The sequence below is a fragment of the Ardenticatenales bacterium genome, from assembly GCA_020634515.1.
In the GTDB taxonomy this organism is placed as follows: Bacteria; Chloroflexota; Anaerolineae; order Promineifilales; family Promineifilaceae; genus JAGVTM01.
This window is the reverse complement of sequence record JACKBL010000007.1, coordinates 363959-389313: the sequence shown is the minus strand read 5'-3', so window position 1 is coordinate 389313 and position 25355 is coordinate 363959. Positions and strand designations below refer to the sequence as shown.

Here is a 25355-nt window from a genome sequence, read left to right as displayed (position 1 = left end):
CTTCTGCCTTCCGCCCTCACCCTTCTACCTTCCCCCTGAGAGTATCACCACATGGAAATGCCGGCAAAACGCAAACCCTACGACTCCCCTCATACCTCATACCTCATACCTCATACCTCCCACTTCCACCAACAACGTCAGCAGCGGCACAACCAAACCATACACATCATTCACGCGCACCACCGCCAGCAAAAAGACGACCCAGGGCACGAGCAACGTCTGCGCCAGCCAGCCCAAACGGGCGCGCCCGGCGCTGGACTGACGCGCATACCAGGCCGTCCAGGGCAAATAAAGCAACACATGTTCATACGTCCAGACGTAGGGCGTCACCAACAGGGAGGCCGCCAACGCCAGCGCATAAACGGCGGCATCCGGCAGGCGCGGCGGGCGAAAAACGGCCAGCCCCACGCCGGCGGTGAGCGCGATGGTCAGCAGCAGCCCCACCAGCCACCACGCGGACCCGCCCCACTCCGCCGCCAGTCCCCAGAGGGTGGGCGTGATGGTGACGACGGCGGCTTTTTCGGTGACATTCAGCCAGTCGAAGAGCCAGCCGGGTTGAATGAGCCAGGTGATGAGGAACAGGACAATGGTGGTGAGCAGGGCGGCGGCGATGGTGCGCCAGCGCCGTTGCCAAAGGAGCCATAATCCCAACAGGGGGGCGAAGAGGATGAAGGGGTTGGGTTTGAGGAGGATGGCGGCGAGGAAAATGCCGGCACGCCCCTCCTCCCCTCGCCCCGCATAAACCACGCCCAGCGCCAGACACGCCAGCAGCACAAACGTCAACTGCCCGTTAATCAACGCCAGGATCGTGGCCGGCGAGAGAAACGCCCCCACCACCAGCAACCCCAGGTCCACCGGCGCGAGCGTGGCGCGCTCCCGCTCCCGTAACAGCCAGAACAGACTCAGCGCCAGCAGCCCCTCCCCGAACGTGAGCCAGGCCGCCGCCGCCCACGGCAGCGGCAGCAGCGCAAACGGAGCCGTCAACAGAAATGTCCACAAGGGAAAGGGCGCGCGCGGGTCTGGGAACCAACGGCTGCCATATTCGGCCCGCAGGGGTCCCCAAACGGCGGGATCATACGGGTTCAGGCCGCGCCACAATGCCTTGCCCCCCGTCCACAGACTCATGAAGTCTTTGTTGGCATAATCCAGCGGCGTGACGACAAACCGCCAATGCAGCCAGACGACGCCCGCCGCCAGCAGTGTGACGAAGAGAATGCGTGCCGGCATTTTCAATCGACTCAATACGCCCTCCCATACCTCGCCGGACGAGCCAGCCGCTCGCCCGAAAAGCGTTGCCCGCCGGCAGTTTGTCGTCCATTTTCGTGGATCGTCGTTGCCAACGGGCGCAGATCATAAGCCACCAGATACGCATCCGCAAACACCGGCGGCAGCGGGATCAGCTTCTCCCACGCCGCCGCGTCAAACTCGTAATCCGCCGGTTCCAGCGGCACGGCAGTGCGCGCAATCACCAGGAAGCCAACCCCCTGGCGCGCTAACTGCTCCACACCCGCACGCGCCGCCGCCGGCGTAGGCAGGGGACGACCATCGTCCAGGCGACTGGCCGCCAGCAGTGGATTGTTGTCAATGAAGGCGAAGGTGTTTATGCCGGCACGAGAGATAACCCCGCCAGTAATCGAATGCTGATGATACGTCTGATAGTACAAGTAGTATTTGTCCACCTGCCGCCCCACGGGCAGCGTCGCCAGAGGCACATCTGCCGGCACGTCCGCCAGATAGGTTGTGTAAAACTCAGACACTTGCGCCGGCGCGCGGGGCATGGGCAGCGGCAGATAATCGGCGCCCAACAGCAGCAGCGTCACGCCCCACACGACCCAGGCCAGACGCGGCTGCCGTATTTGCTGCTGCAACGTCTGCCACCCCAACGCTGCCAGCATCGCCAGCGCCAGTCCCAACAGGATATTCAAGCGATAGGTGTTGCGCAGGATGGGCACCAGGATGGTGGACCACGGCAGTACCACGTTCAGGTTGCTGCCCAGCAAGGTCGGCACGGGACCAATGCCCAAGAGGTAAGCGACCAGCAGGAGCCAGTACCAGAGGCGGCTGCGCGGCGACTGCTTGCGCGCCAGCCAGGCCAGAGCGGTCGGAATGATGCCGAAATAGAGGCCGCGCTTGAGCCAGACGAACCAGTGCGGCAGCAGCGGGGCGATCAGGTCGGAAACGATGGAATTGAGGGGGGAGATGAGGAAGTTGGTGTTGCCCGCGCCGAAGGCTTGCGCCAATTGGTGCGCGGTCAACGGCAGCACGAGCAGGCCACTGAGGGCGACGTAGATGAGCAGGATACGCCACCAGGAGCGGGACCATTCCCGCGCCAGCAGGAGGTAGAGGAGGAGGAATCCGCTCCAAAGGATGAGCATGAACAGAAGGATGGTGCTTGTTGCCGCGCCGAGGAAGACGAAGATGGCGGCGACGGCGGCCAGGCGCGGGCGGTTTTCGCGCAGGGCGCGCAGGAGGTAGAGGGTGGTCCAGGGGAAGCACCAGATGCTGACGAGGACGGGGTGGCAGCTCTGGTAAAGGCTGTGGGAGTTGAAGGCGAAGATAATGCCGGCAATCACCGCCGCCCGCCGCGATCCAGTCCAATAACGGGCAAGCTGGTACATCGCCAGCGCCGCCAGTGGATAATTCAGCAAAATCGCCACATTATACGCCCTGATCCGCCCCAGCAATGGGCGCAGCAGCAGGGAAACAGCCGTGTTCAGGTGGCTAAAACTATGGTACGTCAGGTCCGCCCCCCGTGGATAAAAAAGGTAATCTGTATGCCACAACGACAGGTCGGGGTCCGTGAGCGCCTTCTCCGTCCACCAATCCGCCCACGGATTGATGTACACGTCATTGTCGAACCCCACCAGCACCGGCCGCGTCGCCGACCACATCCCCCGGCTGAGGAACGCCGTCAGCAGCAGGTATAGTCCGCCCACCAGGAGCGTTTCCACGAACGCGGCACGGCGGGGAGGCATGGCGGCATCGTTCCTCATGGCATACACGGAGATGAGAGCTTTAAGTCGTTACGGCGGCGGATTAGCAGACTACGCTTTTCTATGTCTATCGCCAATCCTTAACTCGAGTCTGGCGAAATCCGCATAGGGTGATCGGCGTCGCGGCTTTAGCCGGGTCAAGCCAGATGGCCGGCTAAAGCCTCCACTCCAAAAACGCCACTGCCCTGGCCCTAACCGTAATAGTCTCCGACGCCGGCATCCTGGGGCGCATTGGTGAGGGTGGCGCCAATGATGCGCACGTTGGCGGTTTCCAGGAGTTCTTTGGCGCGAATGGCGTGGTCTCGGCGGGTTTTGCCGGCACTGATCACCAACATCACCCCATCCACCTTCGCCCCCAGCACCGTCGCATCCGTCACCGCCAGCACCGGCGGCGCATCGAACAAAACAAAGTCCGCCTGCTCCATTAGCGCGGCAATCACGCGATCAATCATCTTCGACCCCAGCAGATCGGCGGGGTTCGGCGGCACGGGACCGGCGGGCAGCAGCAACAGATTCTCCACACTCGTCTGCCGCAGCGGTGGCTCCGACATCTCCCCCAACGCCAGATTCGTCAGGCCCGGCTCACCTGGCAGCCCCAACAGCGTATGCAGCGCCGGGCGGCGCAAGTCGCAGTCCACCAGAATCGTTCGTCGGCCACTCTGCGCCATCGTCACCGCCAGGTTCGCCGCCGTGGTACTCTTTCCTTCGTCCGGCATGGGCGAAGTCACCACCAGGCTGCGAATCGGGTGGTCCAGGCTGTAAAAGGAGAGGTTGGTACGCAACCGGCGGTAGGCTTCAGATGCCGGGGAACGGGGGTCAGTCAGCGTAATCAAGTTCATAAGTTATTCCTTAAGTTGGCAATGGGCGTGTTTCATCTTAGTTGACTGTTGCTTGCTGTAGGACAATTCGCCGAATTGTCCGCCGCCGTGAAGGGACAATTTAGGCAAATTGTCCTACGGCGCGGGCAGCCGGAGCAACCCATTTGAAACACACCCGTTAGCAATAGGCGATTGTTCGCGGACAACGGATCAGATCGTTTGTTACGTTAATCGCCGCCTTGTGCTTGCTCGTTCATGAATAAGGCGATAATGAGGGCCTGTAGGATGAAAATGAAGTAGTTGTCACTAAAAAAACGGGAAAAATACTGCACCGTGAAGGAGAAAAGCGCGTACCCCATCCAGACGTTTGACAACTCATTCGCCCCTCGCTGTCGCCGCAAGAGCCAGAACAACACGGGCAGCCCCAATAATAGCTCAAATAGGCCGAAGGGAAACGCCGACTCCGCCACGGGAATCATGCCCAATGCCAACAGCAGCGTACTGAATCCCCATCCCTTGATGGGAAAACTATCCGGGCCGGACCCGGTGATGTATAGTACCGTGTCATCCACGAAGGCGCGCGCGTCCCAGAGCAAAAACGGCAACAGAATGGCCGCCACGACCGCGGCCATCGGCCACGTTTGCCGCAGCAAGTTGCGCAGTCCACGCCAACTGAGGCCATCGGGCAGCAAATACCAGAAATAGAAGGGAAGGAAGAACCAGGCGGAGTGCTTCACCATCAACGTAAAGCCGAGGATGATGGCGGAAATAGTGATGCGGCCCCGCAGCAGGAGGAACGTCGTCAACACCAGCCCGGCCAGCACCACCACGTCATTACGCCCATCCGCCAGGTAAAAATCAAAGAGGAAGTTGAGGCCAAAGGCCGTCAGCAGCGCCAGCTTGCGTCGCGGCTGGCGGGCAAACTGGGGCAGCAGCAGCAGAATGAGAAAGAAGGCCAGCAGGTAAACAAATCGCTGGTCGTACCAACCCCAGGCGGCCTGACTGAGTTTGTAAAAAGGGAGGGAAAGGATGAAGAGGAAGGGGAGGTAGGCATTGTGGTAGAGGGGGGCGGTGGTTAACGGCGGTTCACGTCCGGGGAAGTCGGCCATGGGGGTGTTGACGTAATCCTCGGTGTAGGGATTTTTGCCCGCAAGAAGGAACTTCACCGCCTCCTCTGTCTGAATCAAACCATCGTGGGCGTGCGTGGCCGGCCCTTCCTGCAACCGCTGCATGATGTTGAGACCTGCCGGCAGCGCCACCGCCATCACCACCGCCAGCAGCACAATCGTCAGCCGCGCCAGGTACAGCCACCGCGCCACCACGCCGCCCACCTCCTCCGCCCGCGGAAACGCCATGTCCAGCGCCACGTAAACGACCATCCCCAACACCAACAGGGCGTTACTCACCGGATTGAACCACAGATGTGGCAGCAGCAGCAGCAGCAGCAGCAGCGTGTCCAGGGAAAGGGGGATGCTTTCGCTAATCTTTGTCATCAAAAATCACTCTTCGCCTGAATTTCGCGCCGTTCCAGACGGGCTGGAAAGACGAAGCCCAATTTTAACGCGAAAACCTTCCGGCGCATCCCTCCAGGAGGGCGCATCCGTTAATGGATTTGTTAATGACCAACCCGTGACTCTACTGAAAAAAGGCCAAAAACCGGGTTTTTACACATGAACCACTCTGGGGTAGCACCACAGTAAATCGTGGTTGACCGTCAAAAACGGCCAATTTTGCAAAAAAGGATTCATCATGCATACTGGTAAGTTTTGCAGAACCGAAATCAGTAGGAGACATGATGAATCCAGAACAACTATTTTGCCCTAATATCGACTGTCCGGCTAGAGGACAACGGGGTGAAGGCAATATCACCGTCCATAGCCAAAAAGAAAAGCGATGTCATTGTCATGTCTGCAACACAACATTTGCCGTCAGCAAAGGGACATTGTTCTATCGCTTGCGCACCGACCCGCAAATAGTGATGTGGGTCATCGTCTTGCTGGCGTATGGCTGTCCCGTCCAGGCCATCGTCAAAGCCTTTGGGTTTGATGAGCGCACGGTCAAGAATTGGTGGCAACGAGCGGGTGTGCATTGCGCACATGTCCATGAAGCGGTCATTGCCAGCCAGCCACTGGACTTGCAACAAGTGCAAGCGGATGAAATCAAAGTCAAGGTACAAGGCGGTTCGGTGTGGATGGCGTTGGCGATGATGGTATCCACCCGACTCTGGTTAGGTGGCGTCATCAGCCCGCGACGGGATAAGCGCTTGCTGCAAAGCCTGACGGACAAGGTGCGCCAAATGGCCTTGTGTCGTCCGTTGTTGTTGGCGGTGGATGGCTTGCCCGGCTACGTCAAAGCCTTTGGCCGCAGTTTCCGCAGCAAGTTGCCCCGCTGGGGGCAGCCAGGTCGTTGTCAATGGCACGCCTGGTCCGAAGTGGCTATCGTGCAAGTCATCAAACGGCGTCTGCCATCTGGACTGGAGGTTGAACGACGAGTGGCTCAGGGTGACCCGCAACAGGTAGAGAAGCTGATTGCCACGACGCAAAATGGAGTGGGTGTTATCAATACCGCTTTCATTGAGCGGCTCAATGCCACCTTCCGCTCTCGCCTAAGCTGGTTGGGCCGGCGCACGCGGCATCTGGCGCAACAAACGGCGACCTTAACGGTGGGTATGTATGTCACAGGGTGTTTGTACAACCTTTGCGACCCCCATCGCTCTTTGCGTTGTCGTCTGTCTGTGGGCGAAAGGGGGTATCGTTGGGTGCCGCGCACGCCAGCTATCGCAGCGGGATTGACAGACCACATCTGGACAGTCGATGAATTGTTAATGTATCGTGTGCCACCACCGCGTTGGACACCACCCAAGCAACGTGGGCGGCCTTCTAAAGCGTTGCTAGAACTGATAAATCGATGGTGTTAACCGACCACGATTAACTGTGGTCTCACCCACTCTGGTAATTTCGGCCGGACACTCGAAAAACCCGGTTTTTTCAGTGAACTCAACCCGTTGTCTCCCGCCTGTCTCGCCCCTACGCTAATGGGTTTTCACGACGCGGCGGCGGCGGAAGGTAAGCCAGGTGGCCGCCAGTAGCAGGGCGAAGAGTCCGCCCCACAACGTCGGGGCCGCGTCCGGTACGCCCGTCGCGCCCGTCTGCAACTGAATGACGGTCGGTTCGGCCACTTCCAGTAGCGCCGTATCGCTGTCGCTGACGGAGCCGGCGGTGGCTGTGCCGTCGAAGGTGTAGACGCCATAGTCTGGCGGGATGACGGTGACGAGGAGGTTGGCGGAGTCGTGGGCGGCGAGGGTGATCACATTGGGGATCACCTGTGCTTGCAGCAGGCCAAACGCGCCGGCTATGTCGTAGGTGGTGGGCAGGTTGCCGGTGTTGGTGATTACCAGGATGTAGGAGACGGGGATGATCTCGTCTACGAGTTGTTCTGGCGGATCCCAGGCCACGTCTACGTTCACGCTGCCGAGGAAGGTGACGGGGGTCTGGTCGGCGTCCTGCACCTGGGCGTCGGTGGCCGAGGTGGCGATGGCGTGCAGTTGGTAGGTCTGCGCCAGGGGGAAGTAGAGGGGAGTGGTGTCTAGTTGTACGGTCTGGGATGCGCCGGGGGCCAGGGTGACGGTGTCGGGGGTGAAGGTGGCGTAGGGGGCAAAAATGCCGGCACTCGCCAATCCATACGTATCCCCCACCGACCCCATATTCGTCACCTGCACCTGCCAACTTCCCGGATCGCCCGGATTCAGCACCGTTTGCGCTGTGGGCAGAATGGCAATATCCACCCCCAGCGTCGTCAGCACCGCCGTAGCATTATCCGTATCGGACACATCCGCATGGGAGGTGGACACCGCCGTCACGCTCAGCGGGTAGCCACCGGGAGCCGCGCCCGCCGGGGACGTGACCACCAGCGACAAGTCGGCGCTGTTGAAGAGGTAGGGCGTCAGGGTGAGGCCGGTGACGGGTACGTTGTTCGCCGTCAGTTCGTAGCTCCAATTTGCCGGCACAATCACCGACAACGCATACGAATCCGCAACCGTGCCCAGGTTCGTCACCGTCACCGTGTACGGGATGGGCGACGCCACGCCGCCGCTGGCGCTGGCCGGCGTAATCGCCACATCCACCTGCTTCTCGCCCACCACATGCAGCACCGCGCTGTCGCCGTCCGTCGCCCCCGTTTCCTGGCTCACGCCATTAACGCTAAAGGAGAACGGGCCGGGCACGGGGCCACTAACCCAGACGGGCAGCGTCGTCGTGGCCTGCGCCGCCAGCGCCACCGGTCCGGGAAGGACCACGACGGGTGCGCCCACGGCGCTCAGGTCCACCGTCTGCGCCGTATCCAGGCGGTTGGTGAGGGTGAGGGAATAGCTGACCACCTGGCCGGGAACCGCGTAGCGGGCGGGTGGGTCCAGCGTCAGGTCGAGGCCGTCGCTCACAGTGAGCGCCGCCCCCGCCTCGTCCTGCCCGCCGCCAATGTTGACCACGCTGACCACGAACAGATGCGCGCTGTCTGCCGCCGTCACCGGCGGTTGCACCACCAGCGGCACGTCCACCACGCTGTTGGCGGGCATGTTCACGCTGGCGGGTAGCGCCACCCACTCCGGCGGCAATCCCGCCAGGGAGAGGGCATAAACGTCCGCCGTGGCGGCGGGATTGGTGAGGGTGACGGTGTAGGTCGCGCTGCCGCCGGGGGAGACGGTGCTCGTGGGCGGGGCCACGGCGATGATGTGCAGGGCGCTGACGAACAGCGGCGGCAGGGTGAGGTGGTTGCGCCCACTGGGCAGGCGGTAGACGACTTCCGTGCCTTCGCTGATCTGGCGCAGTTCGCCGGGGGTCATGTCCGGCAGAACGGCGTCGAACCGGTTGCCCCGGTTGGCTTCGTACCAGCGTTGCGTGTAGCCCCAGGCGTAATCTTGCCCGGCAATGGTGGGGGAGATGACGAAGGTGTCGGAGAGGACGTGGACGCCGGTGATGGATGCGGTGTGGGTGATGGTGACTTGATATGCCGGCAGAACCGTGTTCAACGGCGTCTGCGTGCGGTACGTATTGTGTACCAGCCAGCTTGGCGGCTCCGTCGGTGGCACGCTCAAGTCATCGCCCACATTGGTGATCGCGTAGTTGTACTGGTTCCACAGCGGGCGCGACGGCGCCCACACCGGGTCGAAACCCACCACGTAGAAGCCCTGGTCGTCGTTGGTGACGATCTCCGCCGCGCCGTCTCCGTCCACGTCGGCAATAATCGGGTAGTCAATGCGCGTGGTGGAGTTGATCAGCGGCTCATTGAACAGAATCGCCCCGTCGCTGCCGCGGAAGACGGTCAAGCCCTGGTTAAAGCCATTCCAGACCACTTCCCACACCCCATCGCCATCCAGGTCCAACACAGAAACGGAGTTGGCCGAGGTGGTATCGACCGCGGGCGCATTCCATAGCAGCGTGCCATCCGCGTTGAGCGCGTACAGCGTGCCGCCATCCACCTGGGCACTGGCGATGATTTCCACTTCGCCATCGCCATCGGTATCCGCGATGGAAACGCCGCCGGGCGCACCCGCCGCCGTCGCGTAGGACCACAACTCCGTGCCATCAGCGTCCAACAGGTGAATGGCCCCGCTGCTGACCACGACAATTTCCGGACCATCGTCACCGCCGGGCTGCTGCCCGTCTACGTCGGCGATGGCCGGCGTGCCGCGTCCGTCAATGGTGGCGGGGAGGGTGGTGGACCAGGCCAGGGTGGGCGGGTTGGTGCTGGTGTCGTAGAGGTAAAGCGTGCTGCCCGACCCGGTGAGGATGTCCAGGCGGCCATCCCCGGTGAGGTCGGCCAGGTTGGGCGTGAGCGGGTAGTTGAACGTGCCACGCCAGGTGACGGCGGAGCCATCCGGCTCGATCACGCAGGGGCAGTTCTGACCTGTGGTAACGATTTCCGGTTCGGGATCGTCGTCCAGGTTGCCGATGGAGATGGCCCGCCAGGTGCTTTTGACGGCGTTGGTGAACCAGTAGAGGGAGCCGTCGGCGTGGAAGGCGTAGAGGCCGGTGGGGCTGCCGACGACGATTTCGCTGCCCGCCTGCCCGTCGAGGTCGGCGAGGGCGGCGCTGTCCGGCTCGCCACCGAGGGCCACGCTCCAGATGAGGGGAGAACCTGTGCCGGCATCTTGCCCATCCCCGCGATACACATACATCGTGCCATTGCTGGACGTACTCACCAGTTCCGTCACGCCATCACCGTTGATGTCGCCGGCCACTGCCGTGTTCAGCACCGCACCCGTGATGTCCACATCCGCCCACTCCACCAACGGCACGCCGGGATCAAACGCCGTTGGATTCGCCTCAAACGCATCCAACCCCGGTTTCGTGAACCCCTGGAAGCGCAGCACGTGCGGTCCCGCATCCAGCCCCGTGTAATGGAACACCAGCGGCGAGCGCGTCCACTCGTAGTTCAGGTCCAGCACGCCATAATCCACGCCATCAATCCACACCTGGGCGCTGGCGGCGTCATTGCCATGCCCAAAGGCACGCACCGTCACCGCCTCCCCCGTGAAGCGGAACCAGGCGTTGCTGCCATCTTCCCAGAACGCCCCACCGCGCGCGCCCACATCGTTAACGATATCCCAATCGGCGCTCATATCCACACGGTCGTTGTCCGCGTAGGTGCGGTCCGCCTCGTACCAGCCATCCGCCTCATCCACGCCGTTCCAGACGTCAATGTAGTCCAGGTGAACGTAGGTGTTGCCGGCACTGGGGTTGGCATCATCCAACACAATCACCTCCAGCGTGTGCGTGCCGGAAACAAGACCGCTGTAGTACACCTCGGTCACGTCGTTGGTGGCGCTGTAGGTGTCCACAATGCCCCGACTGACACCGTCGAGGCGCACTTCCACATAGCCACTGCTGGTAGCCGTGACAAAGCCCAAACCGGCCCATGTGCCCGCGAAGGTGAGGCTGACGGTGTCGCTGAGCGTGTTGCTACGGGCCACGTAGCCGCGACTGGCGCGTGTGGCCGCATAGGAGCCGCTCCAGGAAGACGCCGTTTGCGCGATGGGGACACCGTTGAAGCGCAGCGCGGGGTGATCTTCTTCGTAGCGCACCAGCCCATCGGAGGAGGACGGCGTGAAGAAGGGGCCGCTGCCGGGCGTGATGAAGGTGTCCACGTTGGCGTTGCCGCGGTAGTTGGAGACTTGCAGCACATGCGGCCCGTCGCCCAGGCCGTCAAAGGAGATGGTGCGGCTGATGGTGGCGGGGCTGTATAGGTCAAAGTTGGTGATAAACTGGCCGTCAATGGTGACGCGCACGTTGCCCGCGCCGGTGAAGGCCAGGCCGCGATAGCTGATGGCGTCCCCCGTGAACGGGAACCACAGCTCCTGCCCATTGCGGATGTAGGCCCCTTCGCTGGCTTCCGGGCTGGCCGCTTCCGCCCACGAACTGCCGCGCCAGATGCGCCCGCCCACGTCTAGCACGCCCTCGACGACGCCATCGGGCATGGCCGTGCCATCCCAGGCGTCGAAGAAGTCCACGTTGACGCGCGCCTGGGTGGAAAGCGGGTTTTTCGTGCCCAGGACGGAAACGGAAATGGTGTGCGTGGTGCTGATCAGGTCGTCGTAGTAGAAGCTGATAGCCGTATCCGTGGCGCGATAGGCGTCAACGACGCCCCGACTGACGCCGTCAATGAAGATTTCCGCTTCGCCGCTGGCCGTGCCGGCAGCGAGGCCGACGCCCACCCACGATCCATTGAAGGTGAAGCTGGCCGCGTCGCCGGCGGTGCTGGAGCGTAGGAAGTAGCCATCGCTGGCGCTGACGCTGCTGACGAGGCTCCAACTGGTGCTGGTGCGCGTCACGGACACGCCGTTATACAGGATGGCGGGGTCGTCTTCCTCGTAGCGGGAGACGCCACTCCGATCCGGTGGGGTGAAGAAGGGGGGCTGACCGGGCGTGAGCAGGCGGTCAATGGTGGTGTAGCCGCGGTAGCTGTGGATTTGCAGCACGTGCGGGCGGTCGCCCAGGTTTTCGAAGGAGATCGTGCGCGTGACGGTAGTGGGGGAGTAGAGGTCGAAGTCCGTCAGGTAGACGCCATCGAGATAGAGTTGGGCCGTGCCGGCACTGCTGTAGGCCAGCGCCTGATAAGTGAAAGAGTCGCCCGTGAACGGGAGCCAGGCCACGCCGGTGGTGGAGCGGAGATACTGGCCACCGCTGGCCGCCGCGTTGCTGACGTAGGACCAGCCGCCGCTGCGCCAGACGCGAGCGTTGTCTTCCTCAAAGGCACCGTCGTCCATCGGCGTGCCGTCCCAGACCTCGAAGTAATCCAGGTTGACGCGCGCCTGGCTGGCAAGCGGGTTCTTCGTGCCCAAGACGGAGACGGAAATGGTGTGCGTGGCGCTGATCAAGTTGTCGAACGTGAAGGACACGTCCGTATCATCGTGACGATAAAGGTCAACCACGCCCTGGCTGTCGCCGTCAATGAAGATTTCCGCCTCGCCGCTGGCTGTGCCGGCAGCGAAGCCCACGCTCACCCAGGTTCCATCGAAGGTGAAACTGGCCGTGTCGCCGGCAGTCGTGGAGCGGTGATGGTAACTACCGCTAGACATGGTGGTGTTGATGTCCGCCCAGGTCGTGGCCGTTTGCGTGAAGGGGACGCCGTTGTAAAGGATAGCAGGATCGTCCTCCTCGGCGCGGATCACCCCCGTGGGGGCGGGCGGCGGGTAGAAAGGCGGCTCGCCCGGCGTGACAAAGCGGTCCACGGTGGTATAGCCGTGGTAGCTGCTCACTTGTAGCACGTGCGGCCCCATGCCCAGGTTTTGCAGGGAGAAGGTGCGGGTGATTGTCGTGGGGCTGTACAGGTCGAAATAGGTGAGGAAATTGCCATCGAGGAAGACGCGGGCTACGCCGGCGCCGCTGTAGGCCAGTGCCTGGTAGGTGACGGAGTCGCCGGTGAAGGGGAACCAGGCGGTGGAAATCGTGGAGCGCATATAGCTGCCGCCGCTGGCGACCACGTTGTTGACCGTACTCCAATTGGTGCTGCGGAAAACGCGGGGGTTATCCTGCTCGAAGGAGCCGTCGGCCATCAGCGTGCCATCCCAGGTGTCGAAGAAGTCCAGGTTGACGTATTCGTTGTTGGCGAAGGGATTGCGCGTGCCCAAGACGGAGACGGAGATGGTGTGTGTGGCGCTGACCAGATTGGCGTAGGCGACGTTGACGGCGATGTCGTTGTTGCGATAGAGGTCAATGACGCCCTGGCTGACGCCGTCAATGAAGATTTCCGCTTCGCCGCTGGAACTGCCGGCAGCGAAACCCACGCCCACCCAGTCACCGACGAAGGTAAAGCTGGCGCTGTTGCCGGCCACGTCGGAGCGGCGGGCGGTTCCGCCGCTGGCGCGGCTGGAGTTGATGTTATTCCAGGTTCCGGTGAAGATGATGGCCGCGTCGGTGTCTTCGGTGCGCGTGATGCCGTTGCCGCTGTAGACGGCGGGCAACAGCGGCGTTTCGTCGGCGAGGTCGTTCCGTTCCCCAACCGTTATGGGCGGGTCCGCGAGGGGGGCAGCGGCAGGGCTGCCGCCGTCGGGGTCGGCGGGGGCGGGTTGGGGGCCACGGCGTTCGTGGGCGGCCTCGTCCGGCAGCGGGGCGCCGGTTTCGACGTACCCATCGGGCAGGCTGCGCAGCCCGGTGGGGGACCAGGGGGCGTAGGGGAGGGGGGCGTCGCCGAAGATGTCCACATGTAGTTCAGTGGTGACGTAGGTGGTGACGGTGACGGTTCCGGGGGGAAGCAGGCTGGGGATGGCGGCAAGACTGGGGATAAGGGCCTGCCCGACGGAGAAGTAGCCATAGCCTGTGCCGTTGGGGATGAGGTTGCTGTCGTTCGGGTTGCGGAGGGTGACGGTGATGGTGTAGATGCCGGCATTCCATCCCGACGTTTCTACCGTACCCAAACCATACGCCTGTGGGTCGCCCACGCCCACCAACAGCGGCGCATCCGTCGTGTAGCTGACCGCCCCCGTGGGCGCCAACACCTGCGCATGAGCCACGGCGGACAGCGGCAGCCCGGCGATGTTCGCCACCTCCACGCTGAGCGTCGTGGAACTGACCCCCGTTTCCACGAACGGCGGGTCAGCCGTCACTGACGTCACCTGCACGAAGCGATCCACCACGTTCAAGCGCGCCGACGCGCTCAGGGAGAGGTCCAGGTCGGGCACGCCCGTGACGGCGGCGGTTGCTGCCAGGCTATACAGCCCCAACGCGCCCGGATTGACGGGATAGGTGGCGCTGGCGCGACCGGCGGGAGGCAGGTTGGTGCTGAAGGTGTCGGAGCCGCCGGGTAGCGCCACGGTGACGGCGTAGGTGGTGGTGATGGAACCGAGGTTGTCCACGTCCAGGGTATAGCTGACGACCTGGCCGGGGAGGGCGGCGTTGTAGCCGGGGGTCCAGGTGAGGGCGGGGACGTATTGGCTGAGGAGGCAGACGCGGTCGGCGAGGGGCGGGATGGCGGCGGTGATGAGGGGGATGGCGGCTTGAATGCCGGCATCATCCGTCTCTCCCGCCAAAGTATCCGCCGCCACCCGCAGCGCCGCCGTATCCGCCTGCCCGCCAAAGCGGGCATCCACCAGGTCCGCCGCCGCCTCAGCCGTCGCGACTACCTGGTCGCGGTGCGCCGGCGAGCAAGCGCCCGCCGCGCAGCTTGTCTCCAACTGGTCAATCCCTTCCGCCAGCGCCGTCACCGCCGCGCCGATGTCCTCATCCGCGGCGCAGAAGGCCAGGTCATCCCCCGCGTCGTAGATGGGGTCGCTGTTCGGGCTGACGATGGTGATGATCGCGTGCGCCGCGGGCAAATAGTCACCCGCCGCGCTCTCCGCCTTCACAAAGTATTGGTCGCCCAGGGCCAGGCCGGTCGTGGAAATCGCCACCGTTTGCGTGACGTCGCCGCCGGGGAGGAGCAACGGCGTGCCGCCACTTTGCCCGGCGAGGATCAACGTGTCGGTCAGGGGCGAGGTGTCGAACAGAACGGGATAGACGGTGGTGGTGTAGGGGAAGGAACCGGCCACGTTGCCCACGTTGGTCAGGCGCAAGGTCAATTCCGCCACGGTGTCCGGGGCGGCGTGTGCGTCTTGCGGCAGGAGTTCCGGGTAGGGGAAGGCCAAACCGGGCATGGTGAAGGTGAAGGTGTCCGTAGCCGTCAGCGCCGGATTGTCTTGCGCCGTGGCCGTGACAGTTCCCACGTAGGTGTCGCCCGGCGGCAGCAATTCGGCAGCGGTGGGGGAAACGTAGAGGCCCAGCCGCCCAGCCCCGCCCGGCGGCAGCGCCAGGCTGGTGTTGGTCGCCGGCCCCACGTCGCTGAGGATGGTCCAACCGGCGGGCAGCCCGACGACGGCCATGTCATAGGTGTGCGCGGCGGTGGAGAGATTGCTCAGGTCAATGGCAAACGCCGCGCCGTTGATTTCCGCCTGCCCGTTGGGCACGTGCCCGCCCAACACGGGCACGTCCGCGTCGGCGTCCGCCACCGGTCCCATGGGCACGGTCAGCAGCGGGTCCGGCGTCACCGTCAGGCTGAGATCGTCCACGGCGGGAACCGTCACTTGCCGCAAGGCGGTCACGAACAGGTCCGGGGCCTGCGCCGACTGCGCGGACACCCAGAGGGTGTAATCGCCGTCCACGATGTTGGCGGGTGGCGCGGCCGTGATCACGCCGGCAGGGGTGATGTCCACGACCCAGCCGGCGGGCGCTTCCACGGTGAGGGTGAATGCGCCGCCGAAACTGGCGGAGATGGTGGGGGTGATGGTGGCCGTTTCGGTGGGCAAAATGATGGCGGCGGGCGCGTCCAGGTCGAGGGTGAAGAGGTCCGCCGCGCCGCTAAAGGCGACCTGGGTGCTGGTGCCGCCGGCGCCGACGGTGACGGGGCCGCTGAAGCCGACCACGCCAAGGCCATTGGCGGCGGCAATGGGGCTGCCATCGAGGGTGAGGACGCCGCTCAGGGGGCCGAGGTTGAGGTTGGCGTTGGTGGTTTGGAAGATGGTTGTGCCGGCAAATGCCGGCACAAGGCTCTGTCCTGCTCCCTCCACCTGGCTGTCTCCCGTGACCACGGCGGTGAGCGTGCCGCTGTAGTAAGCGGTGTCGTTCATGGTCACGGCGGCGTCAAAAAGGGTGAAGGTGTAAGGCGTGGTGGCGGAGAGGGCGGCGGTGTAGCTGATCCATTCCGTGCCCGCGCGGAGGCCGGTGGCGGCGGCGGCGGAGAAGGTTTGCGAGCCGCTGCCGACCAGGGTGATGGACAGGGGTTGGCCGGTGAGGCTGGCGGGGGCGGGGGTGGTGAGGGAGAGAATGCCGGCATCCAACAGCGCGCCGCCCGCATCATACAAATCGGCACTGGCGGCGGTGAGCGTGTCCGCCGTCAGACCATGCGCCACGTTGTCGCTCCAGGTGGCGAAGACCGCGCCATAGCCGGTGACGTGCGTTGTGTCCACGTTCGCGGCTGCCACGCCCCCACCCCAGGTGGGCGAAACCGCCAGAGCGCGCTGCGCCCGCGGTTGGGCGGACGGGAGATGCGGCGGAGCCAGCCAGCCATCATCAAATGTGGGGTCGCCCGCCAACAAGCCTATGATGATGGCGTGCCCTAGCAGCGAAGCAAAGGCGCTGATGGCTAAGAGACAACTGGCGCTGGCATCCGGCGGCTGCAAACCCTCACAAAAGGCAATACCCAGGGCAATCGTGTCCACCAGGATAATGCCCAGTTTGGCGGCGGTAGCCCACTTGCCTTCCAGGAAGGAATCGATATTGAGCAGAATCAAATTCAGGAAGGTGAACATGACGAAGATGGCGCCGGCCCAGAAGCCGCCGACTTTCGCCGCCAGTTCTTTTGCCAGTTTGCTGAAGAACCCTTCTTCCACGGCAGAGGCGCGGCGGCCATATTGGTCTACGAAGCTGGCGCTGCCGTCCGCTTCCACTTCCAACCAACCAACAGCGTGCTGCCCATTGATGATGACGGGATCGCTGGGCACAAAGACCGTCTTGCCCTCGTTCACGGCGGTGGTGATCAGGGCTTTGGCGTCGGCGGGGATGTCAATGCCCTGCAAAAGCTCCAGGTTGTAGGCGTTGATCAGGCTCAAGGGGGCGTTGTCGTCGGCGACCTGGGCCATCACGGCGTAGGCGGAGGTGGTTTCGCCCAGCGCCTCGCTCAACAACGCATATTCCAGCCCCTTGTCTTCCATGGTGCGGTTCAGGTTTGCCAGGAAAGCGGCGTTTTCCGCCTGCCCCGGATAAGGAATGGCGCGTTCCTTGATGTTCAGCAGTTCAAAGGTAACGGTGGCCGTATCCGTGAGGGAGGTGCTGGTCATGAGGAGCAGCTTGGCGGCGTCGGGGTAGGACTTGACCAGCATCCCTTCGGGGCCGAGGGTGCGGGTGGCGTTGCTGCTGATGACGTTGAAGAGCGTGCCCAGCAGTTCCAGACTGAGCATCTGGCCGGATTCGATGGTTTTGCCGTTGCGCTGGATGTACTCCGTGACCTGGGTGGCGTTATCCGTGTCCAGGCTGCTCACTTCCTGATAGGAAGCCCCCCAATCGGGGGCCAGTTCCAGGATGGCCGCTTGCAGGCGGGTGGCTTCGCTCTGGGGGACGTAGCTTTGCGGCACGGCCTGAATCTGGGCCAGGTCTCCTTGCTGAATGACGGGCGCGCCATCCAATGGGGGCAGTTCGACCACGCCGCCGCCCTGGCGCGCGGCGGGGCCGATGATGTCTTTGATGATGCGTTCATAACTGGCGCTGCTGCCGTCGGGGCCGATTTGCTCCACTTGCAGCCAGAGTCCGGTGGTGAAATAGGAGGCGAGGGGGAAGTTGGTGATCAGGTCCTGGAAGGGCGTGCCTTCCTGGAGTTGATAGGTCGTGCCCAGGCGGAAGTAGGGGGTGTAGGTGTGGATGTAGTTGGTGAAGACGAGGCCACCCTGCCCTTCCGTTTCCACCCAGAAGCCGAGGTTGACGGGCTTGCCCACGAGTTCGACCATGTTGTAGGTGGCGGCGAGGGGGAAGGTGGTGTCTGGGGGAGAGGGGAAAACGCTGTACTGCTCCACGCGCAGGGTGAGGTGGAGCTTGTGGCGGGTGGCGTCGGGGAGTTCGGCGATCTGGTCGGTTCCGTCGCTGGCGAAACTGGCGGCGATGATGTCGCCCATGGCGGCGTCGGGGAAACTGGGATCGAGGTTGGTCCAGCCGCTGCCGGGGAGGTAGGCTTCTACCCACCAGTGGTCGCGCACTTCGGCGATGAGGGCGGGGTTGTTGAGGGGGTCGCTGGTGGGCGTGCCGGGGGGGATGGTTCCCAGGAGTTGGGTGGGGGTGGGAAACATGCTGGCGATGAGGGCCTGGGCGTCGGCGGTGTCCAGGGTTCCGTGGCGGTAGCGGGCGGGGATGCCGCTGGCGCGGAGCATGGCGATGAGGAGGCTGGATTGGTCGGGGGAATTGCCGGCATTGCTCCACAAAGTTCCCCGCGTCCCCCGCAAGGAGCCTGGGTACGCCTCGTAACCGGCTGCCTGCACAAAAGCAAACAAGGCGGCGGGCGTCTGGCCTAATTCGCCCGCCTGCGTGAGCATCGCTTCATCGTAGATGTCCGCGTCCGGCGTCCAGATAAGCCAGGGGGCGAAGCTGTCCGGGGCCAGGGTGGCGGGAGCCGTTTGCGCCTGCGCCGCGCGCCCTTGCACAACTCCGTAGGCGGCGGCGCCACCGTCGAGGTCCGTGAAATCGGCGATGGAGCCGTTGAGGGTGAGGGCGGCGGTGATCACGCGGCTGGTTTGCGGCGGGATGTCGCCCAGGTTCCAGAGGAGGGCGTTCGCCTGGCGCGCCGGGGGATGGCTGGCAACGCTGAAGGCGACGGCGTTGGTGAGGGTGTCCGCCAGGATGACATCGTGGATGGTGTTAGGGTCGCGTGCAAGGTCAATTGTCGCCAGGATGTCCGCCGTTTCCGTGAGGGTGGCGGAGGCGGGAATGTCGGGGAGGATGGTGGGGGGCAGGTTGTTGCTGACGGTGAAGGTGAGGACGAGGGTGTTGTCAATGGTCCCGCCAGGGACGTAGGTGGATTGCACACGGGAGACGGCGAGGGGGCGGCTGAGGATGTCGGGTTCGGTGGCGGGGGCGGCGGTGAGGGCGTTGGCGTCCCACAACATGCCCTGGGGCTGCCCGTCTGGTCCGAGGAGGTTGCCGGGGAGTTGGGGCAGGGTTTGCGCAAGGAGGGGGGTGTCAGGGGGGATGGGCGAGATGCCGGCATAAACGGCGTTGCTCGTGGGGTGAAGAATGCCGGCCCAGACACGCTGCGGCCAGAGTCCGAAGAGGATTGCCAGGGTGAGTACAATCGTTACGAGCTTGTATCGCCGTCCTTGTGTATGCATGGGGTCTCCTTCGAGCATAGTGGATAGTGGATAGTGGATAGTGGATAGTGGACAGTGGACAGTGGATAGTGGGTAGTTGGCGGTGGTTGGTGGCGGCGCTTCGGACTGTCCGCGGGGTCAATCCGCGAAATGGCGAATGACGCAATCGTCATTCGCCATTTTGCCGGCATCAGGCATGTATGGTAGGGACTGGGCAGCTTTTTCGAATTGTGATGTGAATATGTACGAAGATAGCGCGTCAGGCAGGTGGCACGCGAGTGTCGCCTGGCGCGTCGGTTTGCGGGTTGTCTGGCTGCATCTGTTCTCCAAGAAACGCGGTAAGTTGGGAGATTCGCAAAAAACCGCACCGTTCGCCCGTGTGCGCGTTCTCCAAAAGGATGCGCCAGGGAGAATCGGGGGTCTCTTGCCACAGACGCAAAAGAAAGACGTGATAATTCGGGTGTTTGTGCATGGCGATTATAGCATAAGATGCCGGCAAAAAGTCTCACCGATCCGAGTTTTTGTATCATTCTAAAGATGGTTTCCAGTGTACGCGGCTGGCGATCCGAAAACGATCACTACCGCCTGGGCGCATTTTGCGGTATCTTCATGCTATCTACAATCGTAACGGCTAAACCGGGTTGGACCAATTTTCTCTGGTGAAATTGGTCCAATCTCCAAGTAGTTACCTTCAATCCACCTCGTTAACGGCTGCTGGGCGGCGTGTTTATGCTGGTGATCGTCGGCCAGCAGCGTTTCAATGCCAAACCTCATGTCACTGCACAAAAAGGAGACATCATGCACCCATTTCCCCATTTTTTGCCCCGGGAACGCCGCTGGCGACATCCGGGAATCCTTGTCTTTCTGGCCTTCCTCCTCACACTTCTCACCGTTCAGCCCTCCTACGCCGCCCTCGGCTGGGTCGGCAACATGTGGCCCGGCGGCGGCTCCTTCAACACCATCAACGCCGGCGATCCCTTCAATGTGTACGTCCAGGTCTGGAAAGGCGGCGTCACCGATATGCCCGGCCAGGGAGCCGGCATCACCTGCACCCTGCACTGGGGAGAGGTAGCTGCCTGGGGCGACACCTGGACCAACGTCACCGACACGCCCATGGCCTACAACACGGACGTGGGCAACAATGACGAATATGTGGGCACAATTGCGCCGGGCGCGGGCATGTATGAATACACCGCCAACTGCACGGACACCACCGACGGGCAAACAACCTGGCAGCAGGACGGCAACGGCCACCTCACCGTCATCGGCGGCGGCGGCGGCGGGCATGATTGCAGCGTGCAATGGGACGCGGTGCTGCACGACAGCTTCAACGCCGATTATCGCTCCACGGTTGGCCCCACTACCCCCAACGACATCATCACCCTGCGCCTGCGCGTGGCCCAGGATGACATCACCACCGCCCGCGTGCGCGCCTGGGATGATCGCCTGAACACGGAAACGTACTACGACATGGCCTGGGATGGCACATTCGACACCGACCCGGATACCTACGACTGGTGGGTGACGGACGTGCCCGTGGGCGGCAGCCCGACTATTGTTTACTACTTCTTTGAAATCAACGATGATGGGGATGGCGGCTGCTCCCCCGCCGATCAGGATTTCTACGTGGATGACAACCCGAAGTTCTACGGCGGCGGCTACGGAGCCATGAGCGACGCCTATGACGATGGACGCAGCTACCAGATCACCGTTTACGATCCCAACTTCACCGTGCCGGCATGGATGCAGCAAGCCGTCGTCTACCAAATCTTCCCCGACCGCTTCCGCGATGGCCTGCCCGCCAACAACAACGGCATCGGCGAATTTTCCTACAACAGCCCCACCGGCACCATCTACCGCTCCACGCTCAACCCGGACACGCCCTGGAACACCGCCGTCTGCGATCCGCGCCAACTCGGCACGGATTGCACCGCCAAATATGGCGACAACTTCTACGGCGGCGACCTGCAAGGCATCCTGGATAAAATCAACGAAGGTTACTTCGACAACCTCGGCGTCACCGTCCTCTATCTCAACCCCATCTTCGAAGCCCCCTCCAACCACAAATACGACACCGCCAACTACCTGTCCATTGACGACAACTTTGGCGACCTGGCAACCTTCCAGGCGCTCGCCAGCGCCGCCGAAGCGCACGGCCTCCACCTCATCCTCGACGGCGTTTTCAACCACACCTCCGCCGACAGCACCTACTTTGACCTCTACAGCCGCTACGATGTGAACGGCAACCTCACCAGCCCCGGCGGCCCCGGCGTCAACGATGGCAGCGGCGCCTGCGAATCCGTCAACTCCCCCTTCCGCCCCTGGTTCTACTTTCCGGACATCGGCAACCCGGGCACGGACAACGGCGTTCCCGTCCTCTGTGATGGCGGTCTTTCCTATGAAGCGTGGTTTGGCTATTTCTCGCTGCCCAAGCTGCAAGCCAACGCCACGGACGTGCGCGATCTCGTCTGGGCCGATGGCCTCAACTCCGTGGGACCGTTCTGGACCAGCGAGGGCGCGGCAGGCTGGCGCTTCGACGTGGGCAACGAAATCGATCCGGGTCTGACCAACGATCCCAACAATGATTACTGGGAAGGGTTCCGCGCCGCCGTGCGCGACAGCGGCGTGACCGGGCGGGATGATACGCTGATGTTGGGGGAATTATGGGAAGATGCGTCCCCGCTGCTGTTGGGCAACGAGTGGGACAGTGTGATGAACTACCGCTTCCGCTCCGCCATGTTGAGCTGGTTGTTCACCGGCTGTGCCGGCAACGGCTGCAACAGCGACGCCAATGGGCAATACTTCTCCGACAACGACAGCAATGCCGGCAGCGCCAGCGGCGAAATCCGCTACGTCAGCCCCTCCCAGTTTAACGCCCGCCTCCTCTCCATCTGGGAAGATTACCCGCCGATGGCCTGGAAAGCGATGATGAATCTGGACGGCTCCCACGACACCAACCGGATGCGCTTCCTTCTGAAAAAGGTGAACAACGACAACGACAGCGCCGCACTGCAACGCATGAAGGAGTGGTGGCTGTTTGCCTTCACCTATGCCGGCGCGCCCACGATCTATTATGGCGACGAGGTTGGCCTGAGTCACGATGGCGTCTGGGACGGGCTGCGCTGGGAAGACGACCCGTACAATCGCGCCCCATATCCGTGGAGCGACACCCCCGGCGACTACGTGGCGGACACGGGCCTGATGACGTTCGTGCAGAACCTGGCGGCCATCCGCAACGCTAATCCGGTGCTGCAAGATGGAGACGTGCAGCATGGTCTGGTGATTGACGACGCCAACAAGCTATACGGCTTTGGCCGCACCAATGGCAGCGATACGGCGCTCATCGCCCTCAATCGGGACGGTGTGGTGCATGATGTCACCTTCTCCGGGTTGAATGGCGCGCCGTACAATCTGGCGGATGGGACGGAACTGGTGGATGCGCTCAACGGTGGGGTCTATGTTGTTGTCGGCGGAGAGGTGACTGTGCCGGCAAATCCGACCTGGGGCGCGATCTTGTTGGCAGACAAGACCACACCCAATAGTAATGTTCAGCTCTTCAGCCTGGCGACAGATGGCTTCGTGGGTGGCGTGGCTTACAGCAGCAGCGACATTGTGCGCTACAACCGGGGCACAAATGTGTGGAGTATGTACTTTGATGGCTCGGATGTGGGGGTAACGGTGAACTTGGATGCTTTCGCTTATGCCGGCAGCAGCGCCATCCTCATGAGCTTCGCCGAACCCACCTCCCTGCCCGGCATCGGCGCGATAGACGACTCCGACATCGTCCGCTTCACCCCCACCACCCTGGGCGACAACACCACGGGCACGTTCCAGTTTTACTTCGACGGCTCCGACGTGGGTCTCTCCACCGACGACGAAGACGTCAACGCCGTCATGCCCCTGGCCCAGGGGCGCTTCATGCTCAGCACCAGCGGCCCCTTCTCCCTCAACAACGGCGCGCTCACAGGAACCGCCTCTGACCTGCTCCTTTTCCTGCCCACCCAACTGGGTGCGAACACGGCAGGGAACTGGTGGTTCGCCTTTGACGGTTCCGACGTGGGGTTGGACGGCATAGGCGAGAATGTGGAGGGCGTCACCTTCTTCGGTGGGCAGTTGCACCTGACCACCGACGGCGACTTCGCCGTCAGCAATAGCAGCGGCGACGCCAGCGACATCTTCCGCTGTCAACCTGCCGGGTTTGGGCAGAACACCAACTGCGCTTTTACACCTGGCCTCTATTGGGACGGCTCCGTGCGCGGCCTCGCCGGGCGCGTCGTTGACGGCTTCGCCATTCTGTCCGGCGCGAATGTCACCCCTGAATTATGGTCGGGTCCCCAACCTGTATCCAATACATTAGGGCGCTGACCTCTGGCACTAAAAAAACCCGGTTTCCAAAAGAAACCGGGTTTTTGTCAAATCCAGGCCGCGGACGGCGCGAAATGTCCCAGGCCGGGCAATTTGCTCAACTTATCAAACAGCGATATCAAATAAAGGTCTGTGGAATTGCGCCCCAGAGGCAGTTGCATCAGTATCTCCGTGGCGACCTCCGGTTTGGCCCCGGGACCCCGCAAACGATACTGCGCGGTGCAGATCGGTCCCAACACAATTTGCCGCCACAGACGCGGATTCCGTTTTTTCAGCGCGGCGAGCGGTGGGGCACAGCCAATAATCCGGGCCATATCGTCAAGGTAGTCGAGAAAACTGATCAACGTCGTGATTCGTTCCGCCGTTGCGCCGAAACGGTCAAAAGTTGCCTGGCTATCGGCGGCAATCGCCTGCTCCATTTCTTCTATTGAAGGCAGGGTCAGGTCGCCCTTTGTCAGCAATGCAAACCAACGTGCCTGCATTTCGGAAACCGGCGGCAACGCGCCGAAGTGAGGCCGCGCAAACCCACAGAAGAACATCGTCTCGCCAATCTTCGGGTGAATACAGTGCTTATACAAACGGCGCGACACTTTGAGGTCATCCATGTAATCGCCATAGGCTTCTTCAAGAAAGGGGAAGTGGTTTTGGAACCCCGTGGCGCAGATAATGACATCGCAATCAAACCGACTGCCATCCGTGAAGACCGCTCCCCGCGCATCCAGGTGATCTATCGCCGGTTTGAGTTCACAGCCATACCGGGTCATCGCTTCTACCATCCCCAGGTTTTTGGTACCGAACGTCGTGAAGGCGCTGGGGTGGCGGCGCAATTGCAGTCTGGCCCAAGTTCGCAACAAGGGAGCTTCTGCTTTCTTTTCCGGGGAGCCAAAAAACTGGTATCCCAGAGACAGCGGGAAGATGCTGTAAAAGCGGGCGCTGTGGTAGTAACGTCCCCACCAAACAGGGAAAGAATAATGCGAGCGCGCGGTGTCAATATCCGCCGGGTTGCCCATGAAATAGCGCGGGACCAAAAAACCGGATTTGCCGCGAATGGAAATGGCGCTGGCAGCGGCAACCTCGGCCACCGCCCGGGAAATATCCGAGCCACTTTCGCCACCACCAACGACAAGCACACGCCGTCCTGTGAAGGGGGAGGGATTTTGATACTCCGCCGAGTGGAGAATGCGGCCTTGAAATGCTTCCGCTCCGGAGAAATTCGGTCTCGACGGCTCCTGGTGCGTGCCGGTGCATACCGCAACCCGATCAAATCGATGGGTCCTGGTTTGTCCATCGGATGCGCGCGTTATGACCTGATACCCATCTCCGGTTCCATCTGATCTTACTTGTTCTACACGTGTAGAGAACTGAATGTAGGCCGCCAGCTTAAAATGGTCAACATAACGCCGCAGGTAGCCTAAATACTCATCAACCATCCATATTCTTGGGGCTATGGAATCCGGATCGTCGAAATCCGAAAATCGCGTGACAAGCGTACTCGATGTAAGCTGACAATTCTCGTAGGTTGTCGCAAACACACCGCCAATGGCATCACCTGCTTCAAAGCAAGTCACGTCAAATCCCTGCTCAATAAGTTCCTTCGTCATCACAATGCCGGATGGACCAGCACCAATAACAGCAATCTTGGTCATGTTTCCCTTTCCTTACAACGACAACATTACGGGTTTGTTCTCCGAGTATAGAGGCACGGTAGAGGTCTGACAAGGACACTCCGGTAACGGGTTGCCGGCAACAGGATAGGGTGCGCGGGGAAATTGTTGATGAGATAATAGGTGGCGAAGAGGGAAGGGAGCAAGGATGAAGAAGCGAGGCAATGGAACAGTGCCATTGCCAGAACTCAATAAAAAG

At 62.3% G+C, this 25355-nt stretch carries 8 protein-coding genes; 2 read left to right on the top strand and 6 right to left on the bottom strand.

The window, feature by feature from the left end; genetic code table 11:
* Nucleotides 1-96 precede the first annotated feature (96 nt).
* The 4 genes from H6650_19015 to H6650_19000 all read right to left on the bottom strand — a co-directional run bounded on the left by H6650_19015 (nucleotide 97) and on the right by H6650_19000 (nucleotide 5304).
* On the bottom strand, nucleotides 97-1242 hold the full coding sequence (locus H6650_19015; GenBank protein ID MCB8954100.1) for a DUF2029 domain-containing protein: 1146 nt from the start codon (nucleotides 1240-1242) through the stop codon (nucleotides 97-99).
* A complete protein-coding gene (locus H6650_19010) occupies nucleotides 1239-2975 on the bottom strand; it encodes a hypothetical protein (protein MCB8954099.1) in 1737 nt (578 codons plus the stop codon). The genes H6650_19015 and H6650_19010 overlap by 4 nt, the downstream gene beginning before the upstream one ends.
* A gap of 209 nt (nucleotides 2976-3184) precedes the next feature.
* Nucleotides 3185-3832: a CpsD/CapB family tyrosine-protein kinase gene (locus tag H6650_19005; GenBank protein MCB8954098.1), complete on the bottom strand. Its 648-nt coding sequence runs from the start codon at nucleotides 3830-3832 to the stop codon at nucleotides 3185-3187.
* A 206-nt stretch (nucleotides 3833-4038) separates the two neighbouring features.
* Complete coding sequence (locus H6650_19000) at nucleotides 4039-5304, bottom strand: hypothetical protein (GenBank protein MCB8954097.1); 1266 nt, start codon at nucleotides 5302-5304, stop codon at nucleotides 4039-4041.
* Nucleotides 5305-5603: 299 nt separating this feature from the next.
* Here H6650_19000 and H6650_18995 point away from each other — a divergent pair, with 299 nt between their 5' ends.
* On the top strand, nucleotides 5604-6728 hold the full coding sequence (locus tag H6650_18995; protein ID MCB8954096.1) for a hypothetical protein: 1125 nt from the start codon (nucleotides 5604-5606) through the stop codon (nucleotides 6726-6728).
* Between the two features lie 114 nt (nucleotides 6729-6842).
* Here the strand turns inward: H6650_18995 and H6650_18990 are convergent, their stop codons facing one another.
* Nucleotides 6843-19148, bottom strand: a complete 12306-nt coding sequence (locus tag H6650_18990) for a hypothetical protein (protein ID MCB8954095.1) — start codon at nucleotides 19146-19148, stop codon at nucleotides 6843-6845.
* A 777-nt stretch (nucleotides 19149-19925) separates the two neighbouring features.
* Between H6650_18990 and H6650_18985 the strand changes: the two genes are divergently transcribed.
* Nucleotides 19926-23492: a glycoside hydrolase family 13 protein gene (locus H6650_18985; GenBank protein MCB8954094.1), complete on the top strand. Its 3567-nt coding sequence runs from the start codon at nucleotides 19926-19928 to the stop codon at nucleotides 23490-23492.
* A gap of 47 nt (nucleotides 23493-23539) precedes the next feature.
* On the opposite strand, the gene H6650_18980 is transcribed toward H6650_18985, so the two are convergent.
* Nucleotides 23540-25138 (bottom strand): NAD(P)-binding domain-containing protein, encoded by a 1599-nt coding sequence (locus H6650_18980; GenBank protein MCB8954093.1) that lies wholly within the window; start codon nucleotides 25136-25138, stop codon nucleotides 23540-23542.
* Nucleotides 25139-25355 lie beyond the last annotated feature (217 nt).

What these genes read in the sequence shown, in the direction of transcription:
- H6650_19005 (MCB8954098.1), bottom strand. Translation starts at nt 3,832, where the DNA reads ATGAACTTGATTACGCTGACTGACCCCCGTTCCCCGGCATCTGAAGCC.
- H6650_19000 (MCB8954097.1), bottom strand. Translation starts at nt 5,304, where the DNA reads ATGACAAAGATTAGCGAAAGCATCCCCCTTTCCCTGGACACGCTGCTG.
- H6650_18985 (MCB8954094.1), top strand. Translation starts at nt 19,926, where the DNA reads ATGCACCCATTTCCCCATTTTTTGCCCCGGGAACGCCGCTGGCGACAT.
- H6650_18990 (MCB8954095.1), bottom strand. Translation starts at nt 19,148, where the DNA reads ATGCATACACAAGGACGGCGATACAAGCTCGTAACGATTGTACTCACC.
- H6650_18980 (MCB8954093.1), bottom strand. Translation starts at nt 25,138, where the DNA reads ATGACCAAGATTGCTGTTATTGGTGCTGGTCCATCCGGCATTGTGATG.
- H6650_18995 (MCB8954096.1), top strand. Translation starts at nt 5,604, where the DNA reads ATGATGAATCCAGAACAACTATTTTGCCCTAATATCGACTGTCCGGCT.
- H6650_19010 (MCB8954099.1), bottom strand. Translation starts at nt 2,975, where the DNA reads ATGCCTCCCCGCCGTGCCGCGTTCGTGGAAACGCTCCTGGTGGGCGGA.